The following is a 26,156-nucleotide window of genomic DNA, read 5'->3' as shown; positions in this document are numbered from 1 at the left end:
CGTCGTGACTTTATCGCACATCACTCGCCGCAATGCTTGAAGATGCTTGAAAGCTCGCGCTATCTTGCAAAAAGATGCACACACTTTGAAAGGTGGAGCGCGGACATGAGCCATGTCGCGAACGAGCTGGCGAGCCAGCCCGAGTGTTGGAACCGGGCCGCGGAACTCGCCGCGAGCCAGGTCGGGGGGCTTCCGGCTGCGGGCGAGCGGGTGGCCTTCGTCGGCTGCGGGACGTCCCTGTTCATGAGTCAGGCGGCGGCGGCGCTGCGCGAAGGAGCGGGCCAGGGCGAGTCGGACGCCTTCGCCGCCTCCGAGTTCCCGGTCGGCCGCACCTACGACCGGGTCGTCGCCCTCACCCGTTCCGGTACCACCACCGAGGTGCTCGAACTCCTCGCCCGGCTGCGCGGACGGACCCGTACGACCGCGATCACCGCCGACCCCGCCACGCCCGTGATGACCGTCGCCGACGAGACGGTCGTCCTCGATTTCGCCGACGAGAGGTCCGTGGTCCAGACGCGGTTCGCGACCACCGCCCTCACCCTGCTGCGTGCGCACGCCGGGCTGCACTCCGACGCGGTCGTGGACGACGCCCGTGACGCCCTGGCGGAGCCGCTCCCCGAATGGCTCGCCGGCTGCTCGCAGTTCACCTTCCTCGGCCGCGGCTGGACCGTCGGCCTCGCCAGCGAGGCGGCGCTCAAGGTGCGGGAGTCGTCGTCCTCCTGGGCCGAGGCGTACCCGGCCATGGAGTACCGGCACGGCCCGATCAGCGTCACCACGCGCGGCACCGCCACCTGGATGATCGGCGACGCTCCCGCCGGGCTGGCCGACGAGGTGCACGCCACCGGCGGGATGTGGGTCGCCGGCGGACTCGACCCGCTCGCCGAGCTGGTACGCGCCCAGCGCCTCGCCGTCGCCGTCGCCGAGGCGCGCGGCCTGGACCCGGACAGCCCGCGCCATCTCACCCGTTCCGTCATCCTTTCCGGAGCCTGACCGATGCCGCTCGCCGAGACCGGAACGCTGGTAGCCGAGGCCGCCGCGGAACGCCGCGCCGTGGCCGCCTTCAACATCATCACGCTGGAGCACGCCGAGGCCGTCATCGCCGGGGCGGAGACCGCGGGTTCGCCCGTCGTCCTCCAGATCAGCGAGAACGCGGTGAAGTACCGCTACAACCGCGTCCGTCCGCTCGCCAGGGCCGCCGTGGCGGCGGCCGAGGAGGCCGCGGTACCCGTCGCGCTCCACCTGGACCACGTCACCAGCGGGCAACTGCTGCGGCAGGCCGCCGACGCCGGGTTCAGCTCGGTGATGTACGACGCCGCGCACCTGTCGTACGCGGACAACCTCGCCTCGACCCGGTCCGCCGCCGACTGGGCGCACGCCAACGGCCTCTGGATCGAGGCCGAACTGGGCGAGGTCGGCGGCAAGGACGGCGCTCCGCCGCGCGACGCGCACGCCCCCGGGGCCCGTACCGAACCGGGGGAGGCCAGGACGTTCGTCGAGGAGTCCGGCGTGGACGCGCTCGCCGTCGCCATCGGCAGCAGCCACGCGATGACGGCCCGCACGGCATCGCTCGACCACGAGCTGCTGGCCCGGCTGGCCGGGGCACTGGACGTGCCCTTGGTGCTGCACGGCTCCTCGGGCGTACCGGACGGAGAACTGTCGGCGGCCGTGTCGGGCGGGATCGCGAAGGTCAACATCGGCACCGCGCTGAACCTCGCCATGACCGGCGCCATCCGTGAGTACCTGGCCGCGAACGCCGACGCGGTGGACTCCCGTAAGTACCTCTCGGTCGGGCGGCGCGCCATGGCCGAGACGGTCACCTCGCTGATCGGCGTCCTGCGGGCGGGGGAGCCGGTGCCCACGGCCGGCTAGCGCAGACTCGATTGCCCCCGATCCGGCCGTCTGCTGCACTGCCGACAACAGCCACTGCAGAGGAGCCGGTCACGCGCACTGCGTTCATGTTCCGCACGAAGGCACTTTCCGCCTGTCCAGAGGACATGACACGCAGTGCGCACACGGATCCCGGGGATTCTGGCGCATGTCGACGCCGGCAGGACGAGCCTGACCGAGCGGCTGCTGCACACCGTGACCCAGACCGGGCAGGCGCTGGTGCATCCCGTCTTCTTCGGCTCAACCATGACGGGCGCGGGCGTGGACGACCTCACGACCGGCATCGCGGGACTTCTGCCCGCTGCCGAGGGCGACGCCGAGGGGCCGGTGTCCGGCACCGCCTTCAAGGTCGAACGGGGCCCGGCGGGGGAGAGGATCGCGGCTCGGACGATCTGTCACCCTCGGTCTCCGCAGGGCAGATCGGCGAACTCTGGGGACTGGACGGCATCCGCATCGGCGACCCGGTCACCGGCACGCCTCCGGCCCGGCCGCGCACGGACCACAATCCCCTCGACCGCAAGCAGTACCTCCCGCATGTCGTACGGCGGGTCCGGTGAATCCCGCCCGCACGGCCACCGGAACGGCCCAACCCCGCACGGCCCCTACCGGTTTCGAGGCGTGACGCGCGCCACACTTTCCTCGCCACTCGTCATCCGCGGGCGGCGGAGTGCGCTTGATGGTACGGGCGCCCGGCACACCAGGAGCCGGGAGCCGCGAGCCGCCCGCCGCCGTACCGACCGACAGGATCCCCATGCCCCACATCACGCTCCCGGCCCTGCGGCGCAGCGGCGCGCTCGCCCTCGCGGGTGCCGCGACCGCCGCGCTGCTGACCGGCTGCACCGGCTCCTCCGACGGACAGGGCTCGTCCTCGCCCTCCGGCAAACCCCTCGCCGGCCCGCAGAAGGCCGCCGCGGGCCTGGCCGTGCTCCGCGGCGACACGATCAGGAAAGCGCTCGTCACCCAATCCGAACTGCGCTCCTACCAGGCCCAGGAGATCAGCCCCTCGGAGCTGCGGCCGCAGGCCGACCGGGAGGAGTGCCGCCCTCTCGCGGACATGACCGCGTCCGGCACGGCCCGTACCCCCGAGGCCGTCGACTTCGCGAGCCGGTCCTTCGTGTCCACCGGCAATCCCGGCCTGACCGTGACCGTCAGCCTGTTCTCGTACGAGGGCGACGACGCCCGGCGGACGGTCGCGGACGTCCGCAAGGCCCTCGCCACCTGCGGCGCCGGCTTCTCGACCACCGGGAACAGCGGCGGGTCCACCGTGAAGTACGTGGCCGTGAAGGAGGAGGAGGCCCCCGAGGGCGGCGATGAGTCGGTGGCCTGGAGGATGACCGGAACGGCGCAGGGCTCGGCGATGCCCATGCAGGTCACGGCCGTGCGGCAGGGCCGGAACGTGGCCGTGTTCTTCACGCTCAACCTGTTGGATCCGAAGAAGGCCGACCTGCCGAACGATCTCCACGGGCGTCAGACCTCCAAGCTCGCGAAGGCGATCGAGGCGGCCGGGATGTCCTGACCCGGCAGGCCACGGAGTTCCGCCCGGAGCACGACCGGTCCACGGCCGGCTGGGGCGGACCGCATCGGAACGCGTCGGCAGAGGCGCCGGCGTCCCGGCCGGGGTCCGGTGCCGGCTCCTGCCCGCAGTGGGCACGGAACCGGCACCGGCAGGAGCGGCTCCCGGGTCAGACGCGCGCCCCGTTGTCGCTCGGATCACGGCGCCTCGACGCGGGACGCGAGCGCCTGTCCGCCGCGGCGACGGGCGCCGCCCACCGGCCTTCGAGGACCAGCGCCGCGGGGACTGCCGTCAGCACCGACGAGTACGTGCCCACGCAGACGCCGATGAGCAGCGCGAGCGCGAAGCCGCCCAGTGAGTCCCTGCCCAGCACGGCCAGTGCGCCGAGGATGAACAGCGCGCCCATCCCCGTGTTGACCGTTCGGGGAACGGTCTGCAGGACCGCCGTGTTCGCGAGAGCGGGCAGCGCGGCGCCCCGGCCCTTGCGCCGGAGCTCCCTGATCCGGTCGAACACGACCACCGAGTCGTTCACCGAGTAGCCGATGACGGTGAGCAGCGCGGCGAGGAAGACGCCGTCGACCGGCCGGCCCAGCCACGCGAAGGCGCCGATCACGATGATCACGTCGTGCACGAGCGCGCCGACGCACCCCACCGCGAACGTCCAGCGGAACCGGGCCGCCAGATAGACCAGTTGGGCGGCCACGGCGACGGCAAGCGCGATCAGGGCGTTGCGCCGCAGTTCCTCGCCCAGGCTGGGGCCGATCAGTTCGTCGCGGACCTTCGTCGCCCTGCCGCCGCCGTGTTCGGCGAGTGCGCCGCCGATCGCCACCACCCCGTCGTGGTCGATGTCGCCGCGTACGGAGATGTCCCGGCCGTCCGCCGTGGTCACCTCGGCGTCGGCGAATCCGGCGTCCGCGATCGCGTCACGGGCGGTGCCGGCGTCCACCGGGCGGGCCGTGGCGTACTCGACGAGTCTGCCTCCGGTGAACTCCACCCCGAGGTTCACTCCGCGCACGACGATGCCGAGGACGGCGACAGCGACGAGCGCCGCCGATACGGCGAGCCAGCGCCGGGGAGCGCGGAAGAGCCGCGGTCGGCGCCGGATCAGAAAGGTCCTCACCCGTCCCGGTCGGCCCACGCCGTTGACGTCCCGGTAGTCGGAGACGAAGCGGATGCGGGCGGCGACGTCGGTCAGGGCCCGGGCGATGACCAGGGCGGAGAACATCGAGACGACGACGCCGATCGCGAGGGTGATGCCGAAGCCCTTCACCGGACCGGAGCCGAGGAGGAACAGCAGCCCGGCCGCGAGCAGTGTGGTGGCGTTGGAGTCGGCGACCGCGCTCCACGCGTTGCGGAAGCCGGCCGTCACCGCGCTGCGCAGGGAGCGGCGCGCACCGTTCGCGTACTCCTCCCTGGCCCGTTCGAAGGCCAGCACGTCGGCGTCCACGGCCATGCCGATCGCGAGGACGAAACCGGCCAGTCCGGGCAGGGTCAGGGTGACGCCGAGGGCCACCAGCGCGGCGTACGAGATGACGCCGTACGCCGCGAGCGCGACCGCCGCCAGTGCGCCGAAGAGCCGGTAGACGAAGGTGATGAACAGGGCGGTGAGGGCCGCACCGATCGCGGCGGCCCGGGCCCCGGCGCTGATCGCCTCCGCGCCGAGCGTCGGGCCCACGGTCCGCTGCTCCACGGTGTCGACCGGTACCGGAAGCGCCCCGCCCTTGATGAGCAGGGCGAGTTCCTTGGCCTCCGTGGCGCCGAAGGCGCCGGTGATACGTGTGGAGCCGGACGCGATTCCGGAACCGCAGCCGACGGAAGGGTCCACCTGCGGGGAGGAGATCACCTTGTCGTCCAGGACGATCGCCACGCGGCGGCGGTCGTCCTGCACCGGGTGGCAGGCGGCCCGACCGGTCAGCCGTGCCCAGTCGCGCGCGGCGTCCCGGTGGAAGTCCAGGGCGACGTGCCAGCCCGTTCCCTGCTGGGTGTCGAAGGCGGCCACGGCGTCCTCGACCCCCGCTCCCGACAGCTCGGCCGCGCCGAGCCGGACCGGCCGGCCCCGTTCGTCGGGCAGCACCCGCTGTCCGTCCCCGCGTTCGGGGGCGGGCTCCTCGACGGCGTGGAAGCTCAGCTGGGCGGTGCGGCCGAGGACCTCGGACGCCTTGCGGGGGTCCTGGACGTCGGGCAGTTCGACCACGATGCGGTTCTCGCCGGAGCGGGTGAGGGTCGGCTCCGAGACGCCGAGCGCGTCGATGCGGTGGCGCAGTACCTCGATGGTGCGGTCGGTGGTGTCCGCGTCCGCCTCGGCGGACGCGGAGTCACGGGCCTGGAGCACCATGCGGGTGCCGCCCTGGAGATCCAGGCCGAGTCTGGGGGACTGGGTGAGCGCGATGACGACGGATGCGAGCAGTACGAGCGCAGCCAGCACTGCCCGCACCACGGTGGTGCGGGTCATGGGTTTCCTCCGTGAGGGCGCCGGGCGCCCTCAGGAAGGGCGTACCGGCAGTGATGTGGGACGGGACCGGATACCGGCCGTCCCCGGAGGGCCGCGGACGTACGGCAGTGCTACGGGGGCCGCCGTCCGGGCGGTGTCGTGCGCCGGGAGGGCCCGCGGCATGCCGTGCCACGGGACGGGCAGGTGCGGCAGGGACGGAGTGACTGCACCGGGTCCAGGCGGGAGGAGCGACGACCGGGCGGAGTACGGCTGTTCGGCCGCTGTGCGCCCCGGCCCGTCCTGCCGGGTCCGGGTGCTGTCGGCGCGCAGGAGCCGCGTGAGGTGTCGCGAGGGAGCGGCGGCGTCCGGCGCGCTCACGGACACCGGCGGGGCCGCGCCCACGACGGGCGCCGGCGCGGTGAAGGCACCGCCGCCGAACAGGGCGAGCAGGACGAGGAGCAGGACGGCGGGAACCGCTGACGCACGCCGCGCACGCATCGATCCGCACCTCTGATCGCCCGGTTGCCGTCGCACTCGCGGAGGGCGAGGCGGAGCCGCGCTCACACTATGCGACAAACCGGCACCGAAAGCCATTCACATCTCCCGCTCACGTTGGCGGAAAGTGACGGTAGTTGCACAACCGGCGTTCGGTCATGGCCGATTGACCGTAAGATCTGGATGCCCCCGATAGCCCGGGGAGCCCGTGCGTGGTCTGGAAGGGGCTCGTTCTCCGTGGTCGCCGTATCCCGAAGCAACGTGTCATGGGCGCCCTGCTGACTGCGGGCGGCGGCGCGATCGTCGCGCTGTCGCTGCTGATCTGGGCGTTATCCCTGCGCCGCAGGCTGGCCTCCGAGCGGTTCGAACGGGCGAGGGCGGCGCAGCTGGCCGCGGCCCGCGGCGCCGAGATCGAGCATCTCGCCGCCGTTCGCGTCCCGGCCATCGCCGAGCGGACCCGGACCGGTCAGCGGCTGGACGGCGTTCCCGGACCGGTCGCCACGGAGGCCGACACCGGAGCCGAGTTCGCGCGGGCACTCGCCGCGGTCGTCACCGCGCTCGGCTCGGACGAGGCCGTACGCAGGGAGCGCGCCCTGCGCGACTCCGTGCAGTCCGCGTTCGAATCCGTCGCCCGCACCATGCACGCGATGGCCACGGTCCAACAGCAAGTTCTGGACAAGGTCGAGCGCTCGATCGAGAACCCCCGGCTGATGGCCGAGGTGATGAAGGCCGACCACGCGGCCGCGCAGATGACCCGCAAGGCCCAGACACTGCTCGTGATGTGCGGCATCTGGCCGGCCCGCCGGGAGACGCGTCCGGTGTCGCTGTACGACTGTGTGCGCGGCGCGCAGTCCCGCATCGTCGAGTTCGGCCGGGTCGAAGTGCACGGCGGCCAGACGCTCTACGTCGTGCCGCCCGCCGTCGAGGGCCTGATGCACGCCGTCGCCGAACTCCTCGAGAACGCCACGGTGTTCTCGCCCTCCAGCACCCAGGTGGTGGTCACGGTACGGGAGGTGGGCGCCGGGGCGGTCGTCGAGATCGACGACGCGGGCCTCGGCATGCCTCCGGACGTCCTGCACCAGGCGACGGCCCAGCTCCGCGACGACCTGGACCTGACCAGACTCGGCGCGGTGCCCCGTCTGGGTCTGGCCTGCGTCGGCCGCTGGTCCCGTGAGCTCGGCTTCAACGTCGAGCTGACGGGCGCCTCGGCGTACGGCGGAACGCGCGCCGTCACCTTCGTACCCCACCGGCTGCTCACCGAGCCGCTGTCCCGGCTGACCGCGCCCCGCCGGGAACCCGCGGCGGCCCCGGAGCCCGCACCGTACGAGCCGCCCCGCACGACGGCCCGCCCGGCGGATCCCGCGCCGGGCCTCCCCGCGCCCGACGCCGCCGGGCCGGTGCCAGGCGGCTTCCCGGCCCCGGGGCCGGGCGAACTGCCGCGGCGCCGCAACCGGCGCGGCGCCCGCGAAGCGGCCGTGGAGCGGACCCTCCCCGCACCGCGGCCCGCGCCCCCCGACGGCAGCTGGACCCCGGAGGCCGCACGCGCGTCCATCGCCAGCGTCGTCTCCGGCTCGCGGCGCGGCCGCGCCGCCCTGGAGCCCACCACCCCCATGCCCGACGACACCGATCACGAGGGAGGCCGGTCGTGACCGGAGCCATAACGAGGCTGCCCGACCTGGGCTGGATGCTGCGCCCGCTGACCGAGATCCCGGGTGTCAGACACGCCGTCGTGGTGTCCGAGGACGGTCTGCGGCTCGGCCACGACTCCGCCGAGAACCTCACCGGTCCCGTCACCCGGCTCGGCGTGCCGGAGGCCGAGTCGCTGTCCGCCGCGTGCGCCGCGATGACCATGACAGGACGGTCCACCGCCGCGCTGCTGTTCGGCGGCGGTGCCGGAGTGCGCCAGCTGATGCTGGAGACGGAGCACGGTTTCGTGCTGTTCACCCACGCCGGCGCCGGGGCGCATCTCGCCGTCGCCACCGACACCGAGGCCGACGTCGGCCTCGTCGCCCAGCAGATGCAGGTGCTGGTGGCGAAGATCGGCGCCCATCTGAGCACCCAGCCGCGGGAACCGGCGAGTCCGTCCTCATGACGGACCGCGCGGACGGACGGGCCACCACCCGCGCGGTACGTCCGTACGTGATCACCGGCGGCCGGGCGTGCACCGGGGCCGCGCCGCTGTCCTGGGAGACCCTGGTCATGGCCGCGGACACCGCCGCACCGGAGTCCCTCCTGCCCGAGCACCTGATGATCCTGACGCACTGTCAGGGCCTGCTGTCGGTCGCCGAGGTGGCCGCGTACCTGGGCCAGCCGCCCTCGGTGGTCCAGGTGCTGCTCGCCGATCTCATCGACTGGGGCCTGATCGTGACCCGACCGCCCGTCCCCCCGGCCGAACGCGCCGATGTGACCATGCTGAGAAAGGTCCTCCATGGCCTCGAAAGCCGTCTCTGACGACCGGGTCCCGGATGCCGCGCCGACGGCCCCGCCGGCGTCCGTGGGAGCCCCGGCGTCCGCGGCGGAGCCGGGCGCCGCGCAGGCGGGCAAGTACCTGACGTCGAGCGTCGCCGGCGCCGCGAAGATCCTCGTCGTGGGCCCCCTCGGCGTCGGCAAGACGACGCTCATCGGGACCGTCTCGGAGATCCGTCCGCTGTCCACCGAGGCGGTGATGACCCGGGCCGGCGCCCGCGTCGACACCGGCGGCGAGCGCGCCAAGACGACCACCACCGTCGCCCTCGACTTCGGCCGGATCACGGTCGCCGACGAACTGGTGCTCTATCTGTTCGGTACTCCGGGCCAGCAGCGGTTCCTGCCCGCCTGGCGGGACCTGGCCAAGGGCGCGCTCGGCGCGCTCGCGCTCATCGACACCCGCGATCTGGCCGCCTCGTTCGGGGCCCTCGGCAACCTGGAGGACCTCGACCTTCCGTTCGCCGTCGCGGTCAACGTGTTCCCCGGCAGCCCGCAGCACACCGAGGACGACCTGCGCACGGCGCTCGACCTGCTGCCGAACACCCCGCTGGTCGCCTGCGACGCACGCGACGCCCACTCCTCGGTCCGTGCCCTGATCGCTCTCGTACGCCATCTCATCGACGCCGCCACGGAGTCCTCATGACCACCCCGCACGGCTATTCGCCGCCCCCGGCCGACGGCTTCGGCGGGCGCCGCCCCGCCGCCACCGCGCTGTACGGGCCGCATCTCGACGGCGACGCGATGCCCGCCCTGTACGAGGAACTCCGCCGCACCCACGGCCCGGTGGCCCCCGTCACCGTCGCTCCCGGCATCACGGCCTGGCTCGTCCTCGGCCACCGTGAGCTGCTCCGGCTCACCCGCGAGGAGCAGGACTTCTCCCACGACCCGCGCCACTGGAGCCTGTTGCGCGAAGGACGGGTGCCCGCGGACTCGCCGATCCTGCCGTTCGTCGGCTGGCGGCCCGCGCTGCTGTTCGCCGACGGCCAGCAGCACCGCCGGATGCGGGCCGCCGTCTCCGACGCGCTCGCCGGTATCAACGGGCACGAACTGCGGCGCGGCGTACGGGCGGCGGCCGAGCGGCTGATCGCGTCGTTCGCCGACCGCCGCGAGGCCGACCTCGTACCGCACTACGCGCGCAAGCTGCCCATGCAGGTCATCACCGGGCTCCTCGGCCTCGACGACCGGACCGGCCAGCGACTCGTCCACGCCATCGCCGGCATGGTCGTCGCCAACGCGGACTCGGCCAACGCGAGCCGGCGGATGAACGCGATCCTGCTGGCGCTGATCGACGAAAAGCGGTCCAGACCCGGTGACGACGTCACGTCCGCACTGCTGCACCACCCGGCCCGGCTCACCGACGAGGAGGTGCTGCACAACCTGGTGGTGATGTTCGTCGCGGGCAACCAGACCACCGTGAACTGGATCGCCACGACCCTGCGCATCCTGCTCTGCGACCCGGCGTTCCGCTCCTCGCTGACAGGCGGTCACCTCAGCGTCGACGACGCCCTCGACCTGGTGCTGTGGCGCTTCCCGCCCACGCAGAACTTCCCCGCCCGGTACGCGACCCGTGACCTGACCTTCGGCGGCCAGTCCATCAAGGCCGGGGACATGCTCGTCCTCGGACTCGCCGCGGCCAACGCCGACCCGTCGGTGCTGCCCCCCGGCGGGAGTCCCGTCGCCGGCAACCGATCCCATCTCGCGTTCGGGGCGGGACCGCACACCTGCCCCGCGCAGGACCCGGCCCGGCTGATCACCCGTACCGCGGTGGACACGATCCGGCACCGGCTGCCCGATCTGGAGCTGGCCGTCGAGGAGTCGGAGCTGGCCTGGATCTCCTCCCCGTGGAGCAAGGGGCTCGCCGCGCTGCCCGTGCGGTTCACCGACCCCCAGCTGCCCCTCGCGCGGCGGCACCCACGGCCGGACCGCGCAGACCGTCCCACCCACGCAGCGCCACAGACAGGAGAGCCCCGTTGAGCACCTCACCCACCACCCCGCACCGGATGGACCCGGCCGGCGGCTGCCCGCACGCGGACAACGCCCGCCTGCTCGCCCGGGGCGCGGTCACCCCGGTCGTCCTGCCCGGTGACGTGGCGGGCATGGCCGTGCTCGGGCACGACGCGCTCAAGGAGTTCCTCGCCCACCCCGATGTCGCCAAGGGCGCCGGGCACTTCACCGCGCTGCGCGAGGGCCGGATAGCCGACGGATGGCCGCTGAAGACGTTCGCGACCGTACAGGGCATGACCACCGCCGACGGCGACGACCACCGGCGGCTGCGCTCGCTGGTGAGCAAGGCGTTCACCGCGCGCCGGGTGGCCGAGCTGCGGCCCCGGATCGAGACGGTCACCGCCGAACTGCTGGACGGACTCGGCCGGGCCGCCACGGACGGCGGTGGCGTCGCCGATCTGCGCCGGCACTTCGCGATGCCGCTGCCGATGGGCGTCATCTGCGAACTGCTCGGCGTGGACGCCGAGTACCACGAGCGGCTGCACCATCTGTCGAACCAGGTCGTCGCCACCGACATCGGCCCCAAGGAGGCGATGGCCGCCAACAGGGAACTGGTGGAAGTGCTCAGCACCGTCGCGGCCGCCCGGATGAAGGACCCCGGCGACGACCTCACGAGCGCGCTGATCGCCGCCCGTGAGGAGGACGGCGACCGGCTCAGCCCGCAGGAGCTGATCGGCACACTGCTGCTGATGATCATCGCCGGCCACGAGACCACGCTGAACCTGATCACGAACGCCGTCCGTGCGCTGTGCGCGCACCGCGACCAGCTGGCGCTGGTCCGCTCGGCCAAGGCGAGCTGGACCGACGTGGTCGAGGAGACGCTGCGCTGGGACAGCCCGGTCAGCTACTTCCCCTTCCGCTACCCGACGCGGGACCTCACCCTCGACGGGACGGTCGTCCCCAAGGGCACCCCGGTCCTCGCCGGATACTCCGCCGCGGGGCGCGACAAGGCCGCGCACGGCCCGGACGCCGACCGCTTCGACATCACCCGCGAGTCCGCGACCCGCCATCTCTCGCTCGGCCACGGGCCGCACTACTGCCTGGGCGCGCCGCTGGCCCGGATGGAGGCGACCATCGCCCTGGAGCAGCTGTTCAGCCGCTTCCCCGAGCTCGACCTCGCCGCCACGGAGCCGGAGCTCACGCGGCACGCCAGTTTCGTCGGCAACAGCGTCCAGGAGCTGCCCGTACGGCCGGTTCCCTAGGCCCCGGACCAGCGGGTCCCGAGCGCCGGGCCGCGCGCCCGGCGTTCAGGACTCCTGCGGGGGCGTGCCCGGAATCTCCGCGCCCGACGGCATGCCCTCCGAGACATAGGCGTCGTAGTACGGCTTCCACGGCTCGGCCGACTCGCTGTGCGGGCCCTCGGAGCGGGTGCCCGCCAGATGCCGGTCCAGCTCGGTGAGACACACGCTCCAGCCCGCGGCGTTGCGGGCCGCGGTGTTCCGCGCGGCCAGGACGTTGGTGAGGGCCACCTTGCAGCCCTCGCCCTCGGCCGTCACCTCCAGGTGGATCTCGTCGCCCTCCCAGGTGAAGGCGAGCCGGTGCGGCGGCTCGAAGACCAGTACCGTGCCCGTCGTCGCCGGCAGATTGGGGTCTTCCGAGAACTCGATCTTCCCGCCCTCGTGCGGTTCGATCCGGACCTTCGACGGGAACCAGTGGGCGAGCCCCTCCGGCTCGGACACGGCGGCCCAGACCCGCTCCACGGGGTGCGGGTAGCTGCGTTCGAAGCGGACGGCGGGGCGGCCCCCGAAGTCGATGAAGGTTCCGCGGTTCATGGTGGCTCCTCTGTGTGTGCACCGACACCGTCTGCGTCGTCGAGATAGCGGCCCAGTGCGTCGAGACGGTCGTTCCACAGACGCCGGTACGGGGCGAGCCACGCGTCGAGCTCCGTGATCGGGCCGGGCTCGATCGCGTAGATGCGCTGCTGTGCCTGTCTGCGCACCCGGACGAGCCCGGCCTCGCGCAGCACCCGCAGATGCTTGGACACGTTCGGCTGGGACTGGCCGAGCAGCTCGACCAGCTCGCCCACCGCACGGTCGCCCTCACGCAGCAGATCGAGCACGGCCCGCCGGTGTGGATCCACCAGGGCCGACCAGATGGCGTCCGTCATGCCATCGAATATGCGTCACTGGTTATATGCCTGTCAAGGCATGCAAGGGAGCCTCGACGACCTCGCCTGTGCCGACCCGTTCGACGGCCGGTTCGACGGCCGGTTCGACGGCCGGGTCAGCCCTTCGCCGCCGGCGACGAGGCCAGCCGCACCCGCAGCTGCTTCTCGCCGTCCCCCGACACCGCGTGCTCCACCTCCACCGCGAAACCGCTGGTGAGCGCCTGGGCGAGCCGATCCACCGCCGCGTACGAGCCGGACAGCTCGGCCGCCACGGGCGCGCCGAGCGCCGTGGCCGCCACGGGCGCCGCCGTCTCGGCGGGTGCCACGTCGTAGGTGGCCGACCAGATCGTCGGGTGGCCGCTCCGGTCCACCAGATGCGGGTGCTCCTCGGCGTCCCGGTCGCAGGGGTACGCCGCGAGCAGCGCGCCGAAGACGGCGTCCGCGTCCTCCGGTGCACCGCTGAGCTGCACCGATACTTCCTCGTGCCGGTCCGTCACGGTCACGGTGATCGCCGTCCTCTCCTCTGCCGGGGCGTCCCACTCCAAGGTCGCACCTCACGGTCCGCACAGCACGGGCAGAGTCCCCGGACCGCCGCGGCCCGCACCCCGCTCAGCCCTTCGGCAGCTCCCGGTTCCGCGTCCAGCGCAGCAGGGCGTCCGCACTCCATGTGTTGACGACCCGGGACGGGGGCACGCCGCACTCCTCCGCCCGGACGCATCCGTTGATCAGCCAGTCCAGCTGGCCAGGGGCGTGGGCGTCGGAGTCGACGGCGAACAGGGTGCCCGCCTCGACCGCTGCGCGCAGCAGCCGCCGCGGCGGATCCAGTCGGTCCGGCCGGCTGTTGATCTCCACGGCCGTGCCGGTCCCGGCACACGCCGCGAACACCTGCTCCGCGTCGAACTCCGACTCGGGGCGGCCCCGGCCCCCGTCACGCCCCGTCAGCAGCCGCCCTGTGCAGTGCCCCAGGACGTCGACCAGCGGATTCGTCACGGCGGTCACCATGCGCCGGGTCATCGGCCGCGCCTCCATCCGGAGCTTGGAGTGCACGGAGGCGACCACCAGATCGAGCCGGTCCAGCAGCTCCGGTTCCTGGTCGAGCGAGCCGTCCGGCAGGATGTCGCACTCGATGCCGGTGAGCAGCCGGAACGGCGCCCAGGTCCGGTTCAGTTCCGCCACCACGTCCAGCTGCTCGCGCAGCCGCTCCGCGCTCAGCCCCCGCGCGACCGTGAGCCTGGGGGAGTGATCGGTGAGCACGGCCCACTCGTGGCCGAGACCGGCGGCGGCACGCCCCATCGCCTCGATGGGGCTGCCGCCGTCCGACCAGTCCGAGTGCAGGTGGCAGTCGCCGCGCAGCGCCGCGCGCAACCGCGTTCCCGCATCACCCTCGGCCGGCCCGCCGTCCGACTCGTCCTCCAGCCTCCGCAGATACCCGGGCACCTCGTCCGCCAGCGCCTCCCGCACGACCTGCGCGGTCTTCGGCCCGAGGCCCCGCACCGACTCCAGCGAACCGGCCTCGGCCCGCTCCCGGGTCCCCCGCTCACCGAGCGCGGCGACGGCCGCCGACGCCGTGCGGAACGCCCGTACCCGGTAGGTGGGAGCCCCGGAGCGCTCCAGCAGGAAGGCGATCCGGTCCAGTGCTTCCACGGGGTCCATGGCAGGGGCCCGTCACGAACGGCCGACGAACTTCCGCGCCAGCCTGTCGCCCAGCGTGGTGGCCGCCCGGTGGGACTCGATGGGGGAGACCTTGGAGTCACGGAACACGATGTACGTGACGCCGGAACTTGTGCCGCCACCCTGCGGATCGGGATCTATGCCCAGTGCGTCGGCCATGGCGTACGAGGCCTCGCCGATGAGTTCGCTCGGGCCGGCGTCCCCGACCACCCCGTACATCACCCTGTTGCGGTATATGACGGCGGCGACGCTGCCCCCGCGTACCCCGGACTCGCTGTAGTCCCAGAGCGAACTCGCCGCCGGGACGACGATGAAGGGCAGTTCGGCGGAGTCGAGCGGATCTCCCACGGAGTCCGCGTACGCCGTTTCGGGCTGGAAGTAGGGGTCGGTGTCGCTGTTGCATTCCTCGCTCGGCCAGCCGTCGCAGTCGATGTCCATGTCCGCTTTCCAGAACACGGCCTGCCTGGTTCCGCACACCGCGACGGACTCGTCCTCGTCCGCGTCGGTCTGGTAGTAGCCGTCGGATATTCGTGAGCAGCTGCTGACCTCTGCCAGCAGTTCCCGGGCCGTCACCGAACCCTCGGCGTACGCACGGGAGGTGGTGGCAGGGAGAGCGGTCGCGGTGAGAAGCGCCGCGCCGCAGACGGCGACGGCCTTGAGGTAAGGGGGCACGGGGTGTTTCCTCCGGTTCAGGAGCGGCGACCGCTGTCAGCGGTCGCCGCGTATGTGGTGGCCGAGCCGGTCCAGAAAGATCCGCTGGCCCGGGACGAGCAGCTCCGCCGCGCGCTCCAGGGAGAACCAGCCGACCCGGTCGATCTCCGGGAACTCACTCAGCACGCCGGACCGTGGCGGCCACTCCATCGTGAAAGTGCCGGGCACCACCGCCCGGGCGTCGAGGTCGCCCTCGACGGCCCAGACCGTGACGGTCTTGCCGCCCGACTGGCGGCTCTCACCGAGCGGAATCCGGTCCCCGTCCGGCGCAGGCAGTCCGAGCTCCTCCTCGAACTCCCGGCTTGCGGCGGCCTCCGGCTGTTCCTCGGGGCCGTGCTCGCCCTTGGGGATCGACCACGCGCCCTCGTCCTTGGCGGCCCAGTACGGGCCGCCCATGTGCCCGATCAGCACCTCGACATCCGGATCCAAGCCCCGGAAGAGAAGGAGGCCCGCGCTTCGCTTGCCCGACATGGCGCCGAGTCTGCTGGGCACCGTGCGGCGCCGCCAACGCACCGCTGTCCCGCGGGCAGGTGTGCCCCGGGCCGAGGCTCGGCCCACCCAGGGGTGACCGGCCGACAGGCCCGCGGGACCGCGGCTAACCCATCAGAGTGGACAGGTCGATGCTCTCGTCGGCCGGGGGAGTTCCGGCCGGGACCGGTGTGTCGTACGCCGAGAAGTCGACGGTCGCCTCGGCCGCACCGGCGCCCTTCACGACCAGGCGCACCGGGTAGGGCTTGCCCTCGGTCGCGACGTACAGCGTGATCGTCCTGCCCGACCGCTGGCCCGTCAGCGGGATGGCGTCGATGTCGTTGATCTCCGTCTTCTTGCCCTTGGTGAGGACGACGTCGCTCTCGGGGGCGCCGGTGAGCCGGTTCACGAACGTGTCGAGGTCGCACACCTCGGCCATGCCCTTGAGCATGCTGTCCTGGGTCGATCCGCGGACATAGCGGTCCCCGACGATCGCCTCGGCGGCCTCTCCCGCACCGGGAACGTGGTTCTTCCAGAACGCCGCGTCCGGCTTCAGCCAGACCGTTGTGCCGCGCTTGATGACCTCCACGGATCCCGACTCGCCCATGCTCACCGAGCCGGCGCAGTTCCCCGCGCGGTCCAGGGTGAGATCCAGTTCGTCGGGCGCGCCGGGCCGGCCGAGGTCGCCCTTGCTGGTGATGTGCACCGATGTGGCGCCGAGCAGGGCTTCACGGGCCTTCTCGGAGATCTGCCGGGCGGTGAGCGTCTCGATGTCGTCGTCGGCGTACGCGGTGCCGCCGCCGGCCGCGAGCGCGGCCATGGCGAACGCCGTCAGGATGGCCGGTCCCCGTGTGCTGTGGCGATGTCGCGTCACGTCGTCTCCCCGGGCGAACGGATCGAAACCGGGTGATCCATCTCTCCCGAGCGTACGCCGCACGGTCACCCGCTGCCCGTTCGGGTGAATGCCGTGCGGCCGCGGGCGCCCCCGGCTGCCGCGTTGCGGCGGCGCGCGGCGCGCGGCAGGGTCGTAAGTGCGCGGCCGAAGGAGGACACCGCCATGCCCATCGCCAGTGTGAACCCCGCGACCGGCGAGACGCTCAAGACCTTCGAAGCGATCGGCCCCGAGGTGATCGAGGAGCGGCTGGCCGCCGCCGACGCGGCGTTCCGTACGTACCGCACGACCTCGTTCGCCGAGCGCTCCCGGCTCCTCAAACGGGCGGCCGCGCTGCTCGAGGAGGACCACGACGACATCGCACGCACCATGACCTGCGAGATGGGCAAACCCCTCGCGGCGGCCGAGGCCGAGGCGGCGAAGTGCGTCAAGGCGATGCGCTGGTACGCCGATCACGCCGAGCGGCTGCTCGCCGACGAGTACCCCGCGGACGACGACGTGGTGGACTCGGGCGCCGCGAGGGCGCGGGTCCACTACCGCCCCCTGGGCGTCGTCCTCGCCGTGATGCCGTGGAACTTCCCGCTCTGGCAGGTCGTCCGGTTCGCGGCGCCGGCGCTGATGGCCGGCAACACCGGACTGCTCAAGCACGCCTCCAACGTCCCGCAGACCGCGCTCTACCTGGGGGATCTCTTCCACCGGGCCGGGTTCCCCGACGGCTGCTTCCAGACCCTCCTGATCGGCTCGGGCGCGGTCGAGGGCGTGTTGCGCGATCCCCGGGTCGCCGCCGCGACGCTCACCGGAAGCGAGCCCGCCGGCCGGTCGGTCGCCTCGATCGCCGGGGACGAGGTCAAGAAGACCGTGCTGGAACTCGGCGGCAGCGATCCGTACGTGGTGATGCCGTCGGCCGATGTCGACAAGGCCGCACGGACCGCGGTCACCGCACGGGTCCAGAACAACGGTCAGTCCTGCATCGCGGCCAAGCGGTTCATCGTCCACGAGGACGTGTACGACACCTTCACCGAGCGGTTCGCAGCCCGGATGGAGGCGCTCACCGTCGGCGACCCGCTGGAGAGGTCCACCGACGTCGGACCGCTCGCCACCGAGCAGGGCCGCACCGATCTGGAGGAACTCGTCGACGACGCCGTACGGCTCGGCGCGCACGCGATGTGCGGTGCCGGACGCCCCGGGGATCAGCCGAACGGCTGGTTCTACCTCCCGACCGTCCTGACCGGGATCACCCCCGAGATGCGCATCCACCAGGAGGAGGCCTTCGGCCCGGTCGCGACCGTCTACCGCGTGGCGGACCTCGACGAGGCCGTGTCCGTCGCCAACGACAGCCCCTTCGGCCTGAGTTCGAATGTCTGGACCCGCGACGAGGGCGAGATGGACCGGTTCGTCCGCGACATCGAGGCGGGCGGTGTCTTCTTCAACGGCATGACCGCCTCACACCCGGCGATGCCCTTCGGGGGCGTGAAGCGGTCGGGCTACGGCCGCGAACTGTCCGGGCACGGCATCAAGGAGTTCTGCAACACCACGACCGTCTGGACCGCCGCCTGACCACCACGACCGTCTGGACCGCCGCCTGACCACCACGACCGTCTGGACCGCCGCCTGACCACCACGACCGTCTGGACCGCCGCCTGACCACCACGACCGTCTGGACCGCCGCCTGACCGTGTCGTCGCCGCCGGGTCAGTGCCGCTTCGGCGGGGTCGCGCCGGAGCCGTCGCCGAGGACGGTGTCGACGTAGGCCGCGAGCGAGGCCCGCAGGTGCTCGGGCGCGGTCCCCTGATCGTCGATCAGATGCACCACGAGGTCGGCGCGGATGGCGGCCAGCAGGGCATGGGCGGCGAAGTCCGCGTCGGGGACGCCGGGCACCTGGCGCAGGGCGTCTCGAAGCGTCTCGTGCCACCAGCCGTAGTGCCCGGCGTGGTACGGGTTGCCGAGCCCGGCGTCCTCGGCCGCCGACATCAGATGACGGTTCTCGATCTTGAAGCGCAGTGACGCGTCGAGCAGGTCCCTCACCAGCTGTCGCGGCGGCGCGGCGGACCCTTCCGTGCCCATCGTCTCCTGCACGGCCCGCTGCAGGGGTTCGAGCCGGGCCGCGAGCAACGCCCTGATCAGGCCCGCACGGTCGCCGAAGCGGCGGAACAGCGTGCCCTTGCCCACACCGGCCGCCATGGCGATGTCGTCCATCGACACGCTCTGGGGACTGGTGCTGGCGGCGAACAGGGTGTCGGCGGCGGCCAGGACTGCCTCTCGGTTGCGTACGGCGTCCGCGCGCTCAGGTCGCTGGGCCACGGGTCCTCCTCGGTGTGCTGACGGGTCGGATCGCGTCGTCGAGCCGGTCGGGTACAGGCGCCGCCATCAGCTGCCGCCTCGCGACATCTCCGCTTCCATGAGCGCGCGGAAACTCCGCGGAGGACGGCCTGTGATGCGCTCGACCGTGTCCGACGTGCGGTCCTCGGCGCCATCGGCGATGGCGCGGTCCATGCCGGCCAGCATGGAGGCGAAATCCAGCGGCATCCCCGCCGCCCAGCGGTCGCGCAGCTGCTCGAACGTCAGATGCCGGTGTACCACGGGCCGGCCGGTGACATCGGTGATGATCCGGGCCACGTCCTCGTAGCTCAGCGTCTCGGGACCGGTGAGGATCAGATCGGTGTCGGGAGCCCGGTCGTCGGTCAGTGCGTGAACGGCGACGGCGGCGATGTCCGCGGCGTCGACGAACCCGACGCGGCCTTCTCCCGTGGCCGTCAGGATGACGCCGTCCTCGCGGATGGTGCGCCCATGGTGATGGGGGCCGGTGAAGTTCTGCATGAACCAGGAGGGCCGCAGCACCGCCCACTCGTCGAACAGTCCGGGCAGGGCCTGGTGGACCTGGCCCACCGCCGGCCCTCCGGCCGGCATCGCCGAGGAGCTGAGCAGCACCGCACGCCGCACGCCGGTGACACGGGCCCGGCGGAGGAAGGGCAGCATGACCTCGGCGGGGTCCATGGATCCGATGGGCGGGACGAGGTAGACGCGGTCGACCCCGTCGAGGGCGTCGCCGAACGTCGCGGGCTCGTGCCAGTCGAAGCGGACGGCCTGCGTGCCCTCGACCGGGGTGGCGCGCCGGCCGGCGGCCTTGACGCGCAGGCCCTTGGCGGTCAGCCCGGCGGCGACGCGGCGGCCGGTGGTGCCGGTGGCCCCGATGACGAGGGTGGTGGCGGGAGTGTTCATCGGGTCCCTCCTGCGAAGTCGGCGCCCGCCTCCTGGACGGCGAGCGGGTTCCAGTAGTCGCGGTAGGAGGTGATGCGCCCGTTCTCGACCGTGACCACGGCGATGTAGGTCATGTCGAAGGGGCGGCCGGTCTCGACCATACGGCCGACCCCGCGCATCTCGACCACGATGGTCTCGGGCGTGGTGGTCCGGTGGATCTCCACTTGGGGGAAGTCGTGGAGGTCGATGTGGTCGGGGTAGTGGCGCATGTAGTCCGCGACGGCCTGCTTGCCCTCCAGGCGCCGGGGCCAGCCCGCCGGGGCGAAGGGGAACTCGAGGACGCCGTCCTCGTCCCACAGTTCCACCCAGGCGGGGATGTCCTTGTCCAGCAGCAGCCGCAGTCCGTGGCGGTAGAGCTCCGCGGGGGGCAGGGGCATGTGTGATCACATCCTATGGATATGGAAGCGGACCGACGGTCCGGATGAAAGTCATCATACGGACCACCGGTCCGTTTTGTAAACGAGGCCGTGCCGAGGTGCGGCCGCCTCACATCCTGAGGAAGGTGCAGCCCTGGGCTGTTCCCTTTGGATCATCTGACTGTTGGTTGATGTGTGTCGTTGACTGGCGCCCAATGGGCGAGGATCGAGCCGTTGCTGCCGGACCGGACACCGAAGCGGGGAGGGCGGTGGCGTGATCACCGGCAGGTGATCGACGCGATCGCGGTCAACTGGCGCACCGGCCCCACAGCCGACCAGGCCGTGAACCGTAAGCGGCTCGGCCGGCTCGGCGGCCGTCCGCCAGCCTTCGACCGCGAGGCCTACAAGCAGCGGAACACGGTCGAGCGGTGCATCAACAAACTCAAGCAGTGGCGCGGCCTGGCCACCCGATACGACTGTGAGGATGTTTGGGTGCCGCTTCGGGCAGTGGCCTGACCCGCGCTACGACTGGCCCTGGTGCCTTGTGTTTGATCTGTCGGCCACTGTCTGGGGCGGTACTCGCTGCCGCTGGACCGGCGGGCGTGTCTCCCAAGGCAAGACCCGACGCGAAGCACTCCGCTGCCTCAAACGCTACGTCGCACGCGAGATCCACCGGCTGATCACCCGCACCACCACCCACGTCCTTGCAGCTTGACATCCATAGGGGCATCAAGAGGGCCTACGTCTTCCACGGCACGGTGACCACCGCCGCGATCCGCTTATGGCTCCGGCCGTGATCACTTGGCAGGGATTCGCGCATATGTAGGCGGTGAGAAAGACGAGGGCAGATCGTCCCGCCACCAGGTACTGCGGTTCACCTCGGCGGGTCCTCGCCCGTGAGCCCGTCGACGGATTCACGGATGAGGTCGGCGTGACCGGCGTGGCGGGCGTACTCCTCGATGAGGTCAAGAAGAATGCGACGGAGGTTGGGGCGTTCGCCACTAAGGGTGGTGTAGGCACCGAGCTGGTCCAGCCCGCCCGTGCTGAGCGCCTCGTCGACGATGACACGGGAGCGGGCGACCGATTCCTGCCAGAGAGCGAGCAGTTGCTCCGGTGTGTCGCCCGCAGCGGAGCGGTAGTCCCAGTCGGGTGTGCTGTCCCAGTCGACTGTGTCCCAGGGAGCACCAACGGGGGAGCCGAGCCACAGCCGGGCGAAGTGGCTGTCCTCCACGTGCGCCAGGTGCTTGAGGAGGCCGCCCAGAGTGATCGTGGACGTGCCGAGTGTGGCGCGAAGGCCTGAGGCGGCCAGGCCGGAGCACTTCCAAGCCAGCGTAGCCCGCTGGCGTTCGAGGGCGCCGAGGACGGCTGCTGCCTCGGTGCCGGCGAGTGGAGGTTCTGGCCATGCTTCGGCTGTGATCTCAGTCATGGCCGCAGACCTTAGCGAACCGATCTGATAGTGCAGCCGACAGGTGAGCTGCAAGGAATCAACCACTCGAATCGACAAGATCCGCCGGACAGTTCCTAGCCCTGGCCGAGGCCGATCCGTACCGCGCCGCCGTCGCCGTCCACGCGGCCGGCCCAGCGCGCCGGCACCACCAGCGAACGCTCTGGACCCGCCGTGCGCAGCAGCCGCTCGCGGTGCAGCAGACGGCCGTCCTGGCTGACGGTCAGTACCGGTCGTACGATCCGCCGCTCCGCGCGCAGCAGCAGCCGGGTCTCCGCGTCATCCGGAGCGACGAGGTTCGGGGACGCCCAGCGCAGCGCGCCCTCGGTCACGAGCGGCACCCGCACCTGAGGCCACCGGCCGTCGTCGAGGAAGCGTCGCACCCGCCCGGCCGCCCGGAGGCCCTCCAGCGCCGCGGCGCCCGCTCTCTCCACGCCGTGCAGGACGTTGCCCACGGCGAACACCCCCGGGCGTGCGGTGCGGAACGAGGCGTCGACGGCCGGGCCGCGGGTGCCCGCGTCCAGCGCGATCCCGGCGGCCCTCGCCAGCTCGTGCTCGGGGATCCAGTCGCCGGTGAAGACGATGGTGTCGCAGGCGACGACCGCGGTGCCGCCGTCGTGGCGGCGCAGCGCCACCCGGGTGAGCCGTCCCCGCCCGTGCAGCGCCGTCACGGCCGTGCCCGTGAGCACGGGAACGGGACGCCGCAGCCCCGGACGCGGCAGGGGGCCCGGCTCCTCGGTCACCAGGGCGACGGGCTCGACGCCGGCCCGCCGCAGCGTGCCGACGGTCGCACGGGCCACGGGGCCGGCGCCGACGATCAGTGCCCGCTCGCCGACGCGCTGCCCGTAGAGATGGACGGCCTGCTGCAACTCGCCCGTCGTGTAGACCCCGGCGGGCCGGTCGCCCGGTACCAGACGGGCGCTGCGCGGCCGTTCGCGCGCGCCGGTCGCCAGGACCACGGCCCGCGCCGACAGCTGCTCCAGGCCCGTAGGGCTCGTCGTCTCCACGGTCAGGGGACCGGCCCACCCGGTGACCATGACTCCGGTGCGCAGCACCGCCCCGGCCCGCAGGGCCGCCGCCGTCCGGTGCCGGGCGTACGCGGGCCCGCTCATCGGGCGCCGCAGATCCCGCAGCCCGAAGCCGCCCCGGTCGCAGTGGCGGGGCACGCCGCCCGTCTCCCGCTCCCGTTCGAGGACCTCGACCGAACACCCGCCGGTCCCGGCCAGCGCGGTGGCGACGGCGAGCCCGGCCGGACCCGCGCCGACGACGAGGACGTCGACCGTGCGCCGGTTCACCGGCGGGCCCCGAACAGCTCGCGCACCGCGGCCCCGCACGAGAAGCCCTGGCAGCGACCGCCCCGGGCACGCGTCCGCCGCCGCAGACCGTCCAGCGTGGCAGGCGGGATGTCGGCGGCCAGCGCGTCCCTGATCTCGCCGCGTGTCACCCGCTCGCAGTGGCACACGATCGTGCCGTACTCCGGGTCGGTGGCGATCAGTTCGGCGTCCCGGTACGGCCTGGGGAACGCCTCGCCGATGTTGGGCATACGGACGGGCGCGAGCGGGCGCGGCGGGCCGGGAGCGAGTCCGGCGTCGATGAGCAGGTCCACCACATGCGCGGCGATCGCCATGGACGCCGTCAGCCCGGTCGAGCGGATCCCGCCGACCGTGACGTACCGCTGTCCGGGCCGGCTGTGGATGCGGTAGTCCTCCTGACCCGTCGCGGCGCGCAGCCCCGCGTACACGGCGGTGACCTCCTCGTCGAGCAGCTCCGGCACGACGCGGCGGCCCTTCTCGCGCAGCAGGGCGAGACCTTCGGCCGTCGAACCGGTCGCCGTCCTGTCGTCGAGATCCTCGGCGGTCGGCCCGAGCAGCACGTTCCCGTACACGGTCGGCGAGACCAGGACGCCCTTGCCGAGGGCCGTCGGCACCGGCAGCAGGATGTGGCGGACCAGGCCGCGGGCGAACTTGTCGAAGACGATGAGCTGGCCGCGCCTTGGGGTGACGGTGAAGGTGTCATGGCCCAGCATCCGGTCGATGTCGTCCGCGTACAGCCCGGCCGCGTTCACCAGGTAGCGGGCGCGCAGCGTCCCCCGGCCGGTGCTGATCACATGCCGTCCGTCCACGGAACCGACCGCGGTCACCGGGCAGTTGAGATGCAGCGTGACACCGGAACGCACGGCCTGGGTCGCGTACGCGAGGGTCGTCGTCCACGGGCAGACGATGCTCTCCCCGGGAACGTGGAGTGCGCCGAGGGCGCCGGGGCCGAGGTGTGGCTCGCGGGCTCGCAGCTCCCCGGCGCCGATGACCGAGGCTGCGTCGTAGCCGTTGCGCTTCGCCTTCTCCGCCAGGCCCGGGAGCGCGGCGGACTGCTCCTCGTCCCAGGCGACGAGCAGGGCCCCGAGCGGTTCCACGGGGATACCGGTCTGCGCGGCGTAGGCGGCGAGCCGCCGGCCGCCGTCCCGGACCAGAGCGGACTCCAGCGATCCGGGGACGGCGTCGAAACCCGTGTGCAGGATCGCCGTGTTGGCCTTCGACGTGCCGTCGCCGACGTCCGCCGACGCCTCCACGAGGGCGGTGCGCAGCCGGTAACGGGCCAGCTCGCGGGCGACGGCCGTGCCGACGACACCGGCACCGACGACCACGACGTCGAGCACGTCGTCGTCCGGCGGGCCGGCCGTCGTGACGGTCACGAGGCGTCCGGCGCGGGCAGCGGGGGAGTGTCGGGCCGCTGCGCGGTGAGGGTGTCCACCGCCGCGCGGAACGCGGCCAGGCGCTCCCGCGCCCGCGCGGCCGGGACGCGGGGCTCGTACACGGCGGCCGGTTTCCATGCCGGGACCACCGCCTCGACGCCCAGGCCGGGATTGAGGCCCAGTCGCGCCACCGCCCCCACCCCCAGGGCGGTCGCGTCGGGCAACGCCGAGACCTCGACGGGCCGTTGCAGCAGATCCGCCTGGGTCTGCATCAGCAGCGCCGACCGCGTCAGCCCGCCGTCCACGCGCAGCGACGACAGCGGAGCACCCAGATCGGCGGCCACGGCGTCGGCGAGCGAGACGACCTGCGCTGCGATCCCCTCGCACAGCGCCCGCACCAGATGCCCGGCCGTGGTGTCCAGGCCGAGCCCCGTCAGCGACCCGCGCAGATCCGCCCGCCACCACGGCGCCGCCAGTCCCGCCAGCGCCGGTACGAACGTGACGCCCCCGGAGTCCGGCACCGACGAGCCGACCGGATCGAGGTCCGCCGCCCCGGAGATCACACCGAGACCGGTGAGCCAGCGGACCGCGGAGGCGGCCGTGTACACCTGCCCGTCGAGGCAGTAGCTGGACCGTCCGGCGAGCCGCCACGCCACACAGCTGACCAGCCCCGAACTCCCGCGCCGTGGCCGGGCACCCGTCTGTGCCAGCAGGAACGCCCCCGTGCCGTAGGTGCACTTGGCCGTCCCCGGCTCGGTGACGCGCTGGGCCAGCAGCGCGGCCTGCTGGTCCACGAGCAGTCCGGTGAGCGGCAGCGCGGGTCCGAAGGCCGTGGTCGTGCCGACCGGTCCCGCCGCGTCCACGACGCGCGGCAGCCGTTCGGCGTCGAGTCCGAAGATCTCCAGTGCGCGAGGCGACCATGCGACGCGGTCGAGGTCGAGCAGCTGGGTGCGGCCCGCGGTCGCCGCGTCCGTGACGAACTCACCCGTCAGCCGGTGTATCAGCCATGCGTCGCTGGTGGTGACGACGCCCTCGCGGGTCCGGCCGCGCCGGATCCAGGCCATCTTCGGCGCGGCGAAGTACGGGTCGAGCGGCAGGCCGGTGAGGGCACGCAGTTCCTCCGCCTCGTCCGCGCCCACCTCGGCGCACACGGAAGCGGCCCGCCGGTCCTGCCACACGATGGCGTCGGTCAGCGGCTCACCGGTACCGGGGTCCCAGGCGAGCACCGTCTCGCCCTGGTTGGCCAGACCCACCGCCGCGACCGGCTCCCCGGCCTCGGCGAGCGCCTGACGGCCCGCGTCCAGGACCGACGACAGCAGCTCACCCGGGTCGGCCTCGACGACCCCGCCCGCGCCGTAGCGAGGCCGTACGACCGCCGAGCCGGTGCCGATCACGCCCCGCTCGGGGCAGACGACGAGTGCCTTGGTGCCCGAGGTGCCCTGGTCCACGGCGAGCACCGGGGCGGTGGCGCGAGGGTCGGCAGACACCATGTCCCGTCTCTTCGGTATGTCCCGGTACGGTCGCGGGAAGGCCGCGACCGTGATCACCGACGGCAAGCCTGGCCGAGCCTCCGGCCCTCGTCAAGGCCGGACCCGGGGCCCGGGCGCGGTCGGCAAGGCGTACGGCGAACGAAGCTGATGACCGATCAGTTTGCTGCTGTGGTCGAAGAGTTGTGCAAGATCCGAGAACGTGATCCCACGGAGTGCGACCACCCCTACACTGATCGTCGATCAACAGCAGGACGCCTCGGCGGCAGCCTTCGCC

At 72.6% G+C, this 26,156-nt stretch carries 26 protein-coding genes and 3 pseudogenes; 13 read left to right on the top strand and 16 right to left on the bottom strand.

What is annotated here, in order from left to right; all coding sequences use genetic code 11:
* The first annotated feature begins 105 nt into the window (after positions 1–105).
* The 4 genes and pseudogenes from ACIQMR_RS16045 to ACIQMR_RS16030 all read left to right on the top strand — a co-directional run bounded on the left by ACIQMR_RS16045 (position 106) and on the right by ACIQMR_RS16030 (position 3,403).
* Positions 106–990 carry an SIS domain-containing protein gene (locus ACIQMR_RS16045; RefSeq protein ID WP_401386677.1) on the top strand — a complete coding sequence of 295 codons (885 nt, stop codon included), beginning with the start codon at positions 106–108 and terminating at the stop codon, positions 988–990.
* A gap of 3 nt (positions 991–993) precedes the next feature.
* A complete protein-coding gene (locus tag ACIQMR_RS16040) occupies positions 994–1,869 on the top strand; it encodes a ketose-bisphosphate aldolase (RefSeq protein ID WP_401386675.1) in 876 nt (291 codons plus the stop codon).
* Positions 1,870–2,082: 213 nt separating this feature from the next.
* Positions 2,083–2,444 (top strand): annotated as a pseudogene (locus ACIQMR_RS16035) (hypothetical protein); the annotation flags it as partial.
* A gap of 194 nt (positions 2,445–2,638) precedes the next feature.
* Positions 2,639–3,403: a hypothetical protein gene (locus ACIQMR_RS16030; protein WP_401386672.1), complete on the top strand. Its 765-nt coding sequence runs from the start codon at positions 2,639–2,641 to the stop codon at positions 3,401–3,403.
* A gap of 166 nt (positions 3,404–3,569) precedes the next feature.
* On the opposite strand, the gene secD is transcribed toward ACIQMR_RS16030, so the two are convergent.
* Positions 3,570–5,852 (bottom strand): protein translocase subunit SecD, encoded by a 2,283-nt coding sequence (secD, locus tag ACIQMR_RS16025; protein WP_401386669.1) that lies wholly within the window; start codon positions 5,850–5,852, stop codon positions 3,570–3,572.
* 30 nt (positions 5,853–5,882) lie between these two features.
* A complete protein-coding gene (locus ACIQMR_RS16020; RefSeq protein ID WP_401386666.1) occupies positions 5,883–6,329 on the bottom strand; it encodes a hypothetical protein in 447 nt (148 codons plus the stop codon).
* A gap of 263 nt (positions 6,330–6,592) precedes the next feature.
* On the opposite strand from ACIQMR_RS16020, the gene ACIQMR_RS16015 reads away from it, so the two are divergent.
* Genes ACIQMR_RS16015 through ACIQMR_RS15990 form a run of 6 tightly spaced genes read left to right on the top strand, consistent with a single transcriptional unit; the run spans position 6,593 to position 11,998 of the window.
* On the top strand, positions 6,593–7,975 hold the full coding sequence (locus ACIQMR_RS16015; RefSeq protein WP_401386901.1) for an ATP-binding protein: 1,383 nt from the start codon (positions 6,593–6,595) through the stop codon (positions 7,973–7,975).
* Positions 7,972–8,418, top strand: a complete 447-nt coding sequence (locus ACIQMR_RS16010; protein WP_401386663.1) for a roadblock/LC7 domain-containing protein — start codon at positions 7,972–7,974, stop codon at positions 8,416–8,418. Before ACIQMR_RS16015 ends, ACIQMR_RS16010 begins: the two co-directional genes overlap by 4 nt.
* Positions 8,415–8,777: a DUF742 domain-containing protein gene (locus ACIQMR_RS16005; RefSeq protein ID WP_328724370.1), complete on the top strand. Its 363-nt coding sequence runs from the start codon at positions 8,415–8,417 to the stop codon at positions 8,775–8,777. Before ACIQMR_RS16010 ends, ACIQMR_RS16005 begins: the two co-directional genes overlap by 4 nt.
* The gene (locus ACIQMR_RS16000) at positions 8,755–9,435 is read left to right on the top strand and encodes a GTP-binding protein (protein WP_401386660.1); all 681 of its coding nucleotides are present in this window, start codon (positions 8,755–8,757) and stop codon (positions 9,433–9,435) included. Before ACIQMR_RS16005 ends, ACIQMR_RS16000 begins: the two co-directional genes overlap by 23 nt.
* Positions 9,432–10,766 (top strand): cytochrome P450, encoded by a 1,335-nt coding sequence (locus ACIQMR_RS15995; protein ID WP_401386657.1) that lies wholly within the window; start codon positions 9,432–9,434, stop codon positions 10,764–10,766. The genes ACIQMR_RS16000 and ACIQMR_RS15995 overlap by 4 nt, the downstream gene beginning before the upstream one ends.
* A gap of 26 nt (positions 10,767–10,792) precedes the next feature.
* Positions 10,793–11,998, top strand: coding sequence for a cytochrome P450 (locus ACIQMR_RS15990; protein WP_401386899.1), 1,206 nt, complete (start codon positions 10,793–10,795; stop codon positions 11,996–11,998).
* 45 nt (positions 11,999–12,043) lie between these two features.
* Here the strand turns inward: ACIQMR_RS15990 and ACIQMR_RS15985 are convergent, their stop codons facing one another.
* The 7 genes from ACIQMR_RS15985 to ACIQMR_RS15955 all read right to left on the bottom strand — a co-directional run bounded on the left by ACIQMR_RS15985 (position 12,044) and on the right by ACIQMR_RS15955 (position 16,627).
* Positions 12,044–12,568, bottom strand: a complete 525-nt coding sequence (locus ACIQMR_RS15985; RefSeq protein WP_401386654.1) for an SRPBCC family protein — start codon at positions 12,566–12,568, stop codon at positions 12,044–12,046.
* Positions 12,565–12,903 carry an ArsR/SmtB family transcription factor gene (locus ACIQMR_RS15980; RefSeq protein WP_401386651.1) on the bottom strand — a complete coding sequence of 113 codons (339 nt, stop codon included), beginning with the start codon at positions 12,901–12,903 and terminating at the stop codon, positions 12,565–12,567. The genes ACIQMR_RS15985 and ACIQMR_RS15980 overlap by 4 nt, the downstream gene beginning before the upstream one ends.
* Positions 12,904–13,019: 116 nt before the next feature.
* The gene (locus ACIQMR_RS15975) at positions 13,020–13,448 is read right to left on the bottom strand and encodes a hypothetical protein (protein WP_401386648.1); all 429 of its coding nucleotides are present in this window, start codon (positions 13,446–13,448) and stop codon (positions 13,020–13,022) included.
* A 64-nt stretch (positions 13,449–13,512) separates the two neighbouring features.
* The gene (locus tag ACIQMR_RS15970; protein ID WP_401386646.1) at positions 13,513–14,556 is read right to left on the bottom strand and encodes a PHP domain-containing protein; all 1,044 of its coding nucleotides are present in this window, start codon (positions 14,554–14,556) and stop codon (positions 13,513–13,515) included.
* Positions 14,557–14,568: 12 nt separating this feature from the next.
* Complete coding sequence (locus ACIQMR_RS15965) at positions 14,569–15,246, bottom strand: glycoside hydrolase family 75 protein (RefSeq protein ID WP_401386643.1); 678 nt, start codon at positions 15,244–15,246, stop codon at positions 14,569–14,571.
* Between the two features lie 36 nt (positions 15,247–15,282).
* Positions 15,283–15,756: an NUDIX domain-containing protein gene (locus ACIQMR_RS15960; RefSeq protein WP_401386640.1), complete on the bottom strand. Its 474-nt coding sequence runs from the start codon at positions 15,754–15,756 to the stop codon at positions 15,283–15,285.
* Positions 15,757–15,880: 124 nt separating this feature from the next.
* The gene (locus tag ACIQMR_RS15955) at positions 15,881–16,627 is read right to left on the bottom strand and encodes a hypothetical protein (protein WP_401386637.1); all 747 of its coding nucleotides are present in this window, start codon (positions 16,625–16,627) and stop codon (positions 15,881–15,883) included.
* Between the two features lie 183 nt (positions 16,628–16,810).
* Between ACIQMR_RS15955 and ACIQMR_RS15950 the strand changes: the two genes are divergently transcribed.
* Positions 16,811–18,202 (top strand): NADP-dependent succinic semialdehyde dehydrogenase, encoded by a 1,392-nt coding sequence (locus ACIQMR_RS15950; protein WP_401386634.1) that lies wholly within the window; start codon positions 16,811–16,813, stop codon positions 18,200–18,202.
* Positions 18,203–18,337: 135 nt separating this feature from the next.
* Here ACIQMR_RS15950 and ACIQMR_RS15945 read toward each other — a convergent pair whose 3' ends face one another.
* From ACIQMR_RS15945 to ACIQMR_RS15935, 3 genes are all read right to left on the bottom strand, one after another.
* Positions 18,338–18,946, bottom strand: a complete 609-nt coding sequence (locus ACIQMR_RS15945; RefSeq protein ID WP_401386631.1) for a TetR/AcrR family transcriptional regulator — start codon at positions 18,944–18,946, stop codon at positions 18,338–18,340.
* A 66-nt stretch (positions 18,947–19,012) separates the two neighbouring features.
* Positions 19,013–19,864 carry an NmrA family NAD(P)-binding protein gene (locus ACIQMR_RS15940; RefSeq protein ID WP_401386629.1) on the bottom strand — a complete coding sequence of 284 codons (852 nt, stop codon included), beginning with the start codon at positions 19,862–19,864 and terminating at the stop codon, positions 19,013–19,015.
* Positions 19,861–20,280, bottom strand: a complete 420-nt coding sequence (locus ACIQMR_RS15935; protein WP_401386626.1) for a nuclear transport factor 2 family protein — start codon at positions 20,278–20,280, stop codon at positions 19,861–19,863. Before ACIQMR_RS15935 ends, ACIQMR_RS15940 begins: the two co-directional genes overlap by 4 nt.
* Positions 20,281–20,454: 174 nt before the next feature.
* On the opposite strand from ACIQMR_RS15935, the pseudogene ACIQMR_RS15930 reads away from it, so the two are divergent.
* A pseudogene (locus ACIQMR_RS15930) lies at positions 20,455–20,571 on the top strand (transposase); the annotation flags it as partial.
* A 21-nt stretch (positions 20,572–20,592) separates the two neighbouring features.
* Positions 20,593–20,775: pseudogene (locus ACIQMR_RS15925) on the top strand (hypothetical protein); the annotation flags it as partial.
* Positions 20,776–21,133: 358 nt separating this feature from the next.
* On the opposite strand, the gene ACIQMR_RS15920 reads toward ACIQMR_RS15925, so the two are convergent.
* The 4 genes from ACIQMR_RS15920 to ACIQMR_RS15905 all read right to left on the bottom strand — a co-directional run bounded on the left by ACIQMR_RS15920 (position 21,134) and on the right by ACIQMR_RS15905 (position 25,882).
* Positions 21,134–21,685, bottom strand: coding sequence for a DinB family protein (locus ACIQMR_RS15920; RefSeq protein WP_401386624.1), 552 nt, complete (start codon positions 21,683–21,685; stop codon positions 21,134–21,136).
* Positions 21,686–21,780: 95 nt separating this feature from the next.
* On the bottom strand, positions 21,781–22,998 hold the full coding sequence (locus tag ACIQMR_RS15915; protein WP_401386621.1) for an NAD(P)/FAD-dependent oxidoreductase: 1,218 nt from the start codon (positions 22,996–22,998) through the stop codon (positions 21,781–21,783).
* Positions 22,995–24,392 (bottom strand): FAD-dependent oxidoreductase, encoded by a 1,398-nt coding sequence (locus ACIQMR_RS15910; protein ID WP_401386618.1) that lies wholly within the window; start codon positions 24,390–24,392, stop codon positions 22,995–22,997. The genes ACIQMR_RS15915 and ACIQMR_RS15910 overlap by 4 nt, the downstream gene beginning before the upstream one ends.
* A complete protein-coding gene (locus ACIQMR_RS15905; RefSeq protein ID WP_401386615.1) occupies positions 24,389–25,882 on the bottom strand; it encodes an FGGY family carbohydrate kinase in 1,494 nt (497 codons plus the stop codon). Before ACIQMR_RS15905 ends, ACIQMR_RS15910 begins: the two co-directional genes overlap by 4 nt.
* Positions 25,883–26,156 lie beyond the last annotated feature (274 nt).

The organism is Streptomyces sp. NPDC091376, from assembly GCF_044757085.1.
Taxonomy (GTDB): domain Bacteria; phylum Actinomycetota; class Actinomycetes; order Streptomycetales; family Streptomycetaceae; genus Streptomyces; species Streptomyces pratisoli.
Note: the sequence above shows the minus strand (reverse complement) of the source record. Positions and strands in the feature narration are given on the sequence as shown.

Excerpts from the sequence above, each read along its gene's own strand:
- ACIQMR_RS16045 (WP_401386677.1), top strand. The coding sequence starts at position 106 with ATGAGCCATGTCGCGAACGAGCTGGCGAGCCAGCCCGAGTGTTGGAAC.
- ACIQMR_RS16040 (WP_401386675.1), top strand. The coding sequence starts at position 994 with ATGCCGCTCGCCGAGACCGGAACGCTGGTAGCCGAGGCCGCCGCGGAA.
- ACIQMR_RS16030 (WP_401386672.1), top strand. The coding sequence starts at position 2,639 with ATGCCCCACATCACGCTCCCGGCCCTGCGGCGCAGCGGCGCGCTCGCC.
- secD (WP_401386669.1), bottom strand. The coding sequence starts at position 5,852 with ATGACCCGCACCACCGTGGTGCGGGCAGTGCTGGCTGCGCTCGTACTG.
- ACIQMR_RS16020 (WP_401386666.1), bottom strand. The coding sequence starts at position 6,329 with ATGCGTGCGCGGCGTGCGTCAGCGGTTCCCGCCGTCCTGCTCCTCGTC.
- ACIQMR_RS16015 (WP_401386901.1), top strand. The coding sequence starts at position 6,593 with ATGGGCGCCCTGCTGACTGCGGGCGGCGGCGCGATCGTCGCGCTGTCG.
- ACIQMR_RS16005 (WP_328724370.1), top strand. The coding sequence starts at position 8,415 with ATGACGGACCGCGCGGACGGACGGGCCACCACCCGCGCGGTACGTCCG.
- ACIQMR_RS16000 (WP_401386660.1), top strand. The coding sequence starts at position 8,755 with ATGGCCTCGAAAGCCGTCTCTGACGACCGGGTCCCGGATGCCGCGCCG.
- ACIQMR_RS15995 (WP_401386657.1), top strand. The coding sequence starts at position 9,432 with ATGACCACCCCGCACGGCTATTCGCCGCCCCCGGCCGACGGCTTCGGC.
- ACIQMR_RS15990 (WP_401386899.1), top strand. The coding sequence starts at position 10,793 with ATGGACCCGGCCGGCGGCTGCCCGCACGCGGACAACGCCCGCCTGCTC.
- ACIQMR_RS15985 (WP_401386654.1), bottom strand. The coding sequence starts at position 12,568 with ATGAACCGCGGAACCTTCATCGACTTCGGGGGCCGCCCCGCCGTCCGC.
- ACIQMR_RS15980 (WP_401386651.1), bottom strand. The coding sequence starts at position 12,903 with ATGACGGACGCCATCTGGTCGGCCCTGGTGGATCCACACCGGCGGGCC.
- ACIQMR_RS15970 (WP_401386646.1), bottom strand. The coding sequence starts at position 14,556 with ATGGACCCCGTGGAAGCACTGGACCGGATCGCCTTCCTGCTGGAGCGC.
- ACIQMR_RS15960 (WP_401386640.1), bottom strand. The coding sequence starts at position 15,756 with ATGTCGGGCAAGCGAAGCGCGGGCCTCCTTCTCTTCCGGGGCTTGGAT.
- ACIQMR_RS15950 (WP_401386634.1), top strand. The coding sequence starts at position 16,811 with ATGCCCATCGCCAGTGTGAACCCCGCGACCGGCGAGACGCTCAAGACC.
- ACIQMR_RS15940 (WP_401386629.1), bottom strand. The coding sequence starts at position 19,864 with ATGAACACTCCCGCCACCACCCTCGTCATCGGGGCCACCGGCACCACC.
- ACIQMR_RS15935 (WP_401386626.1), bottom strand. The coding sequence starts at position 20,280 with ATGCCCCTGCCCCCCGCGGAGCTCTACCGCCACGGACTGCGGCTGCTG.
- ACIQMR_RS15920 (WP_401386624.1), bottom strand. The coding sequence starts at position 21,685 with ATGACTGAGATCACAGCCGAAGCATGGCCAGAACCTCCACTCGCCGGC.
- ACIQMR_RS15905 (WP_401386615.1), bottom strand. The coding sequence starts at position 25,882 with ATGGTGTCTGCCGACCCTCGCGCCACCGCCCCGGTGCTCGCCGTGGAC.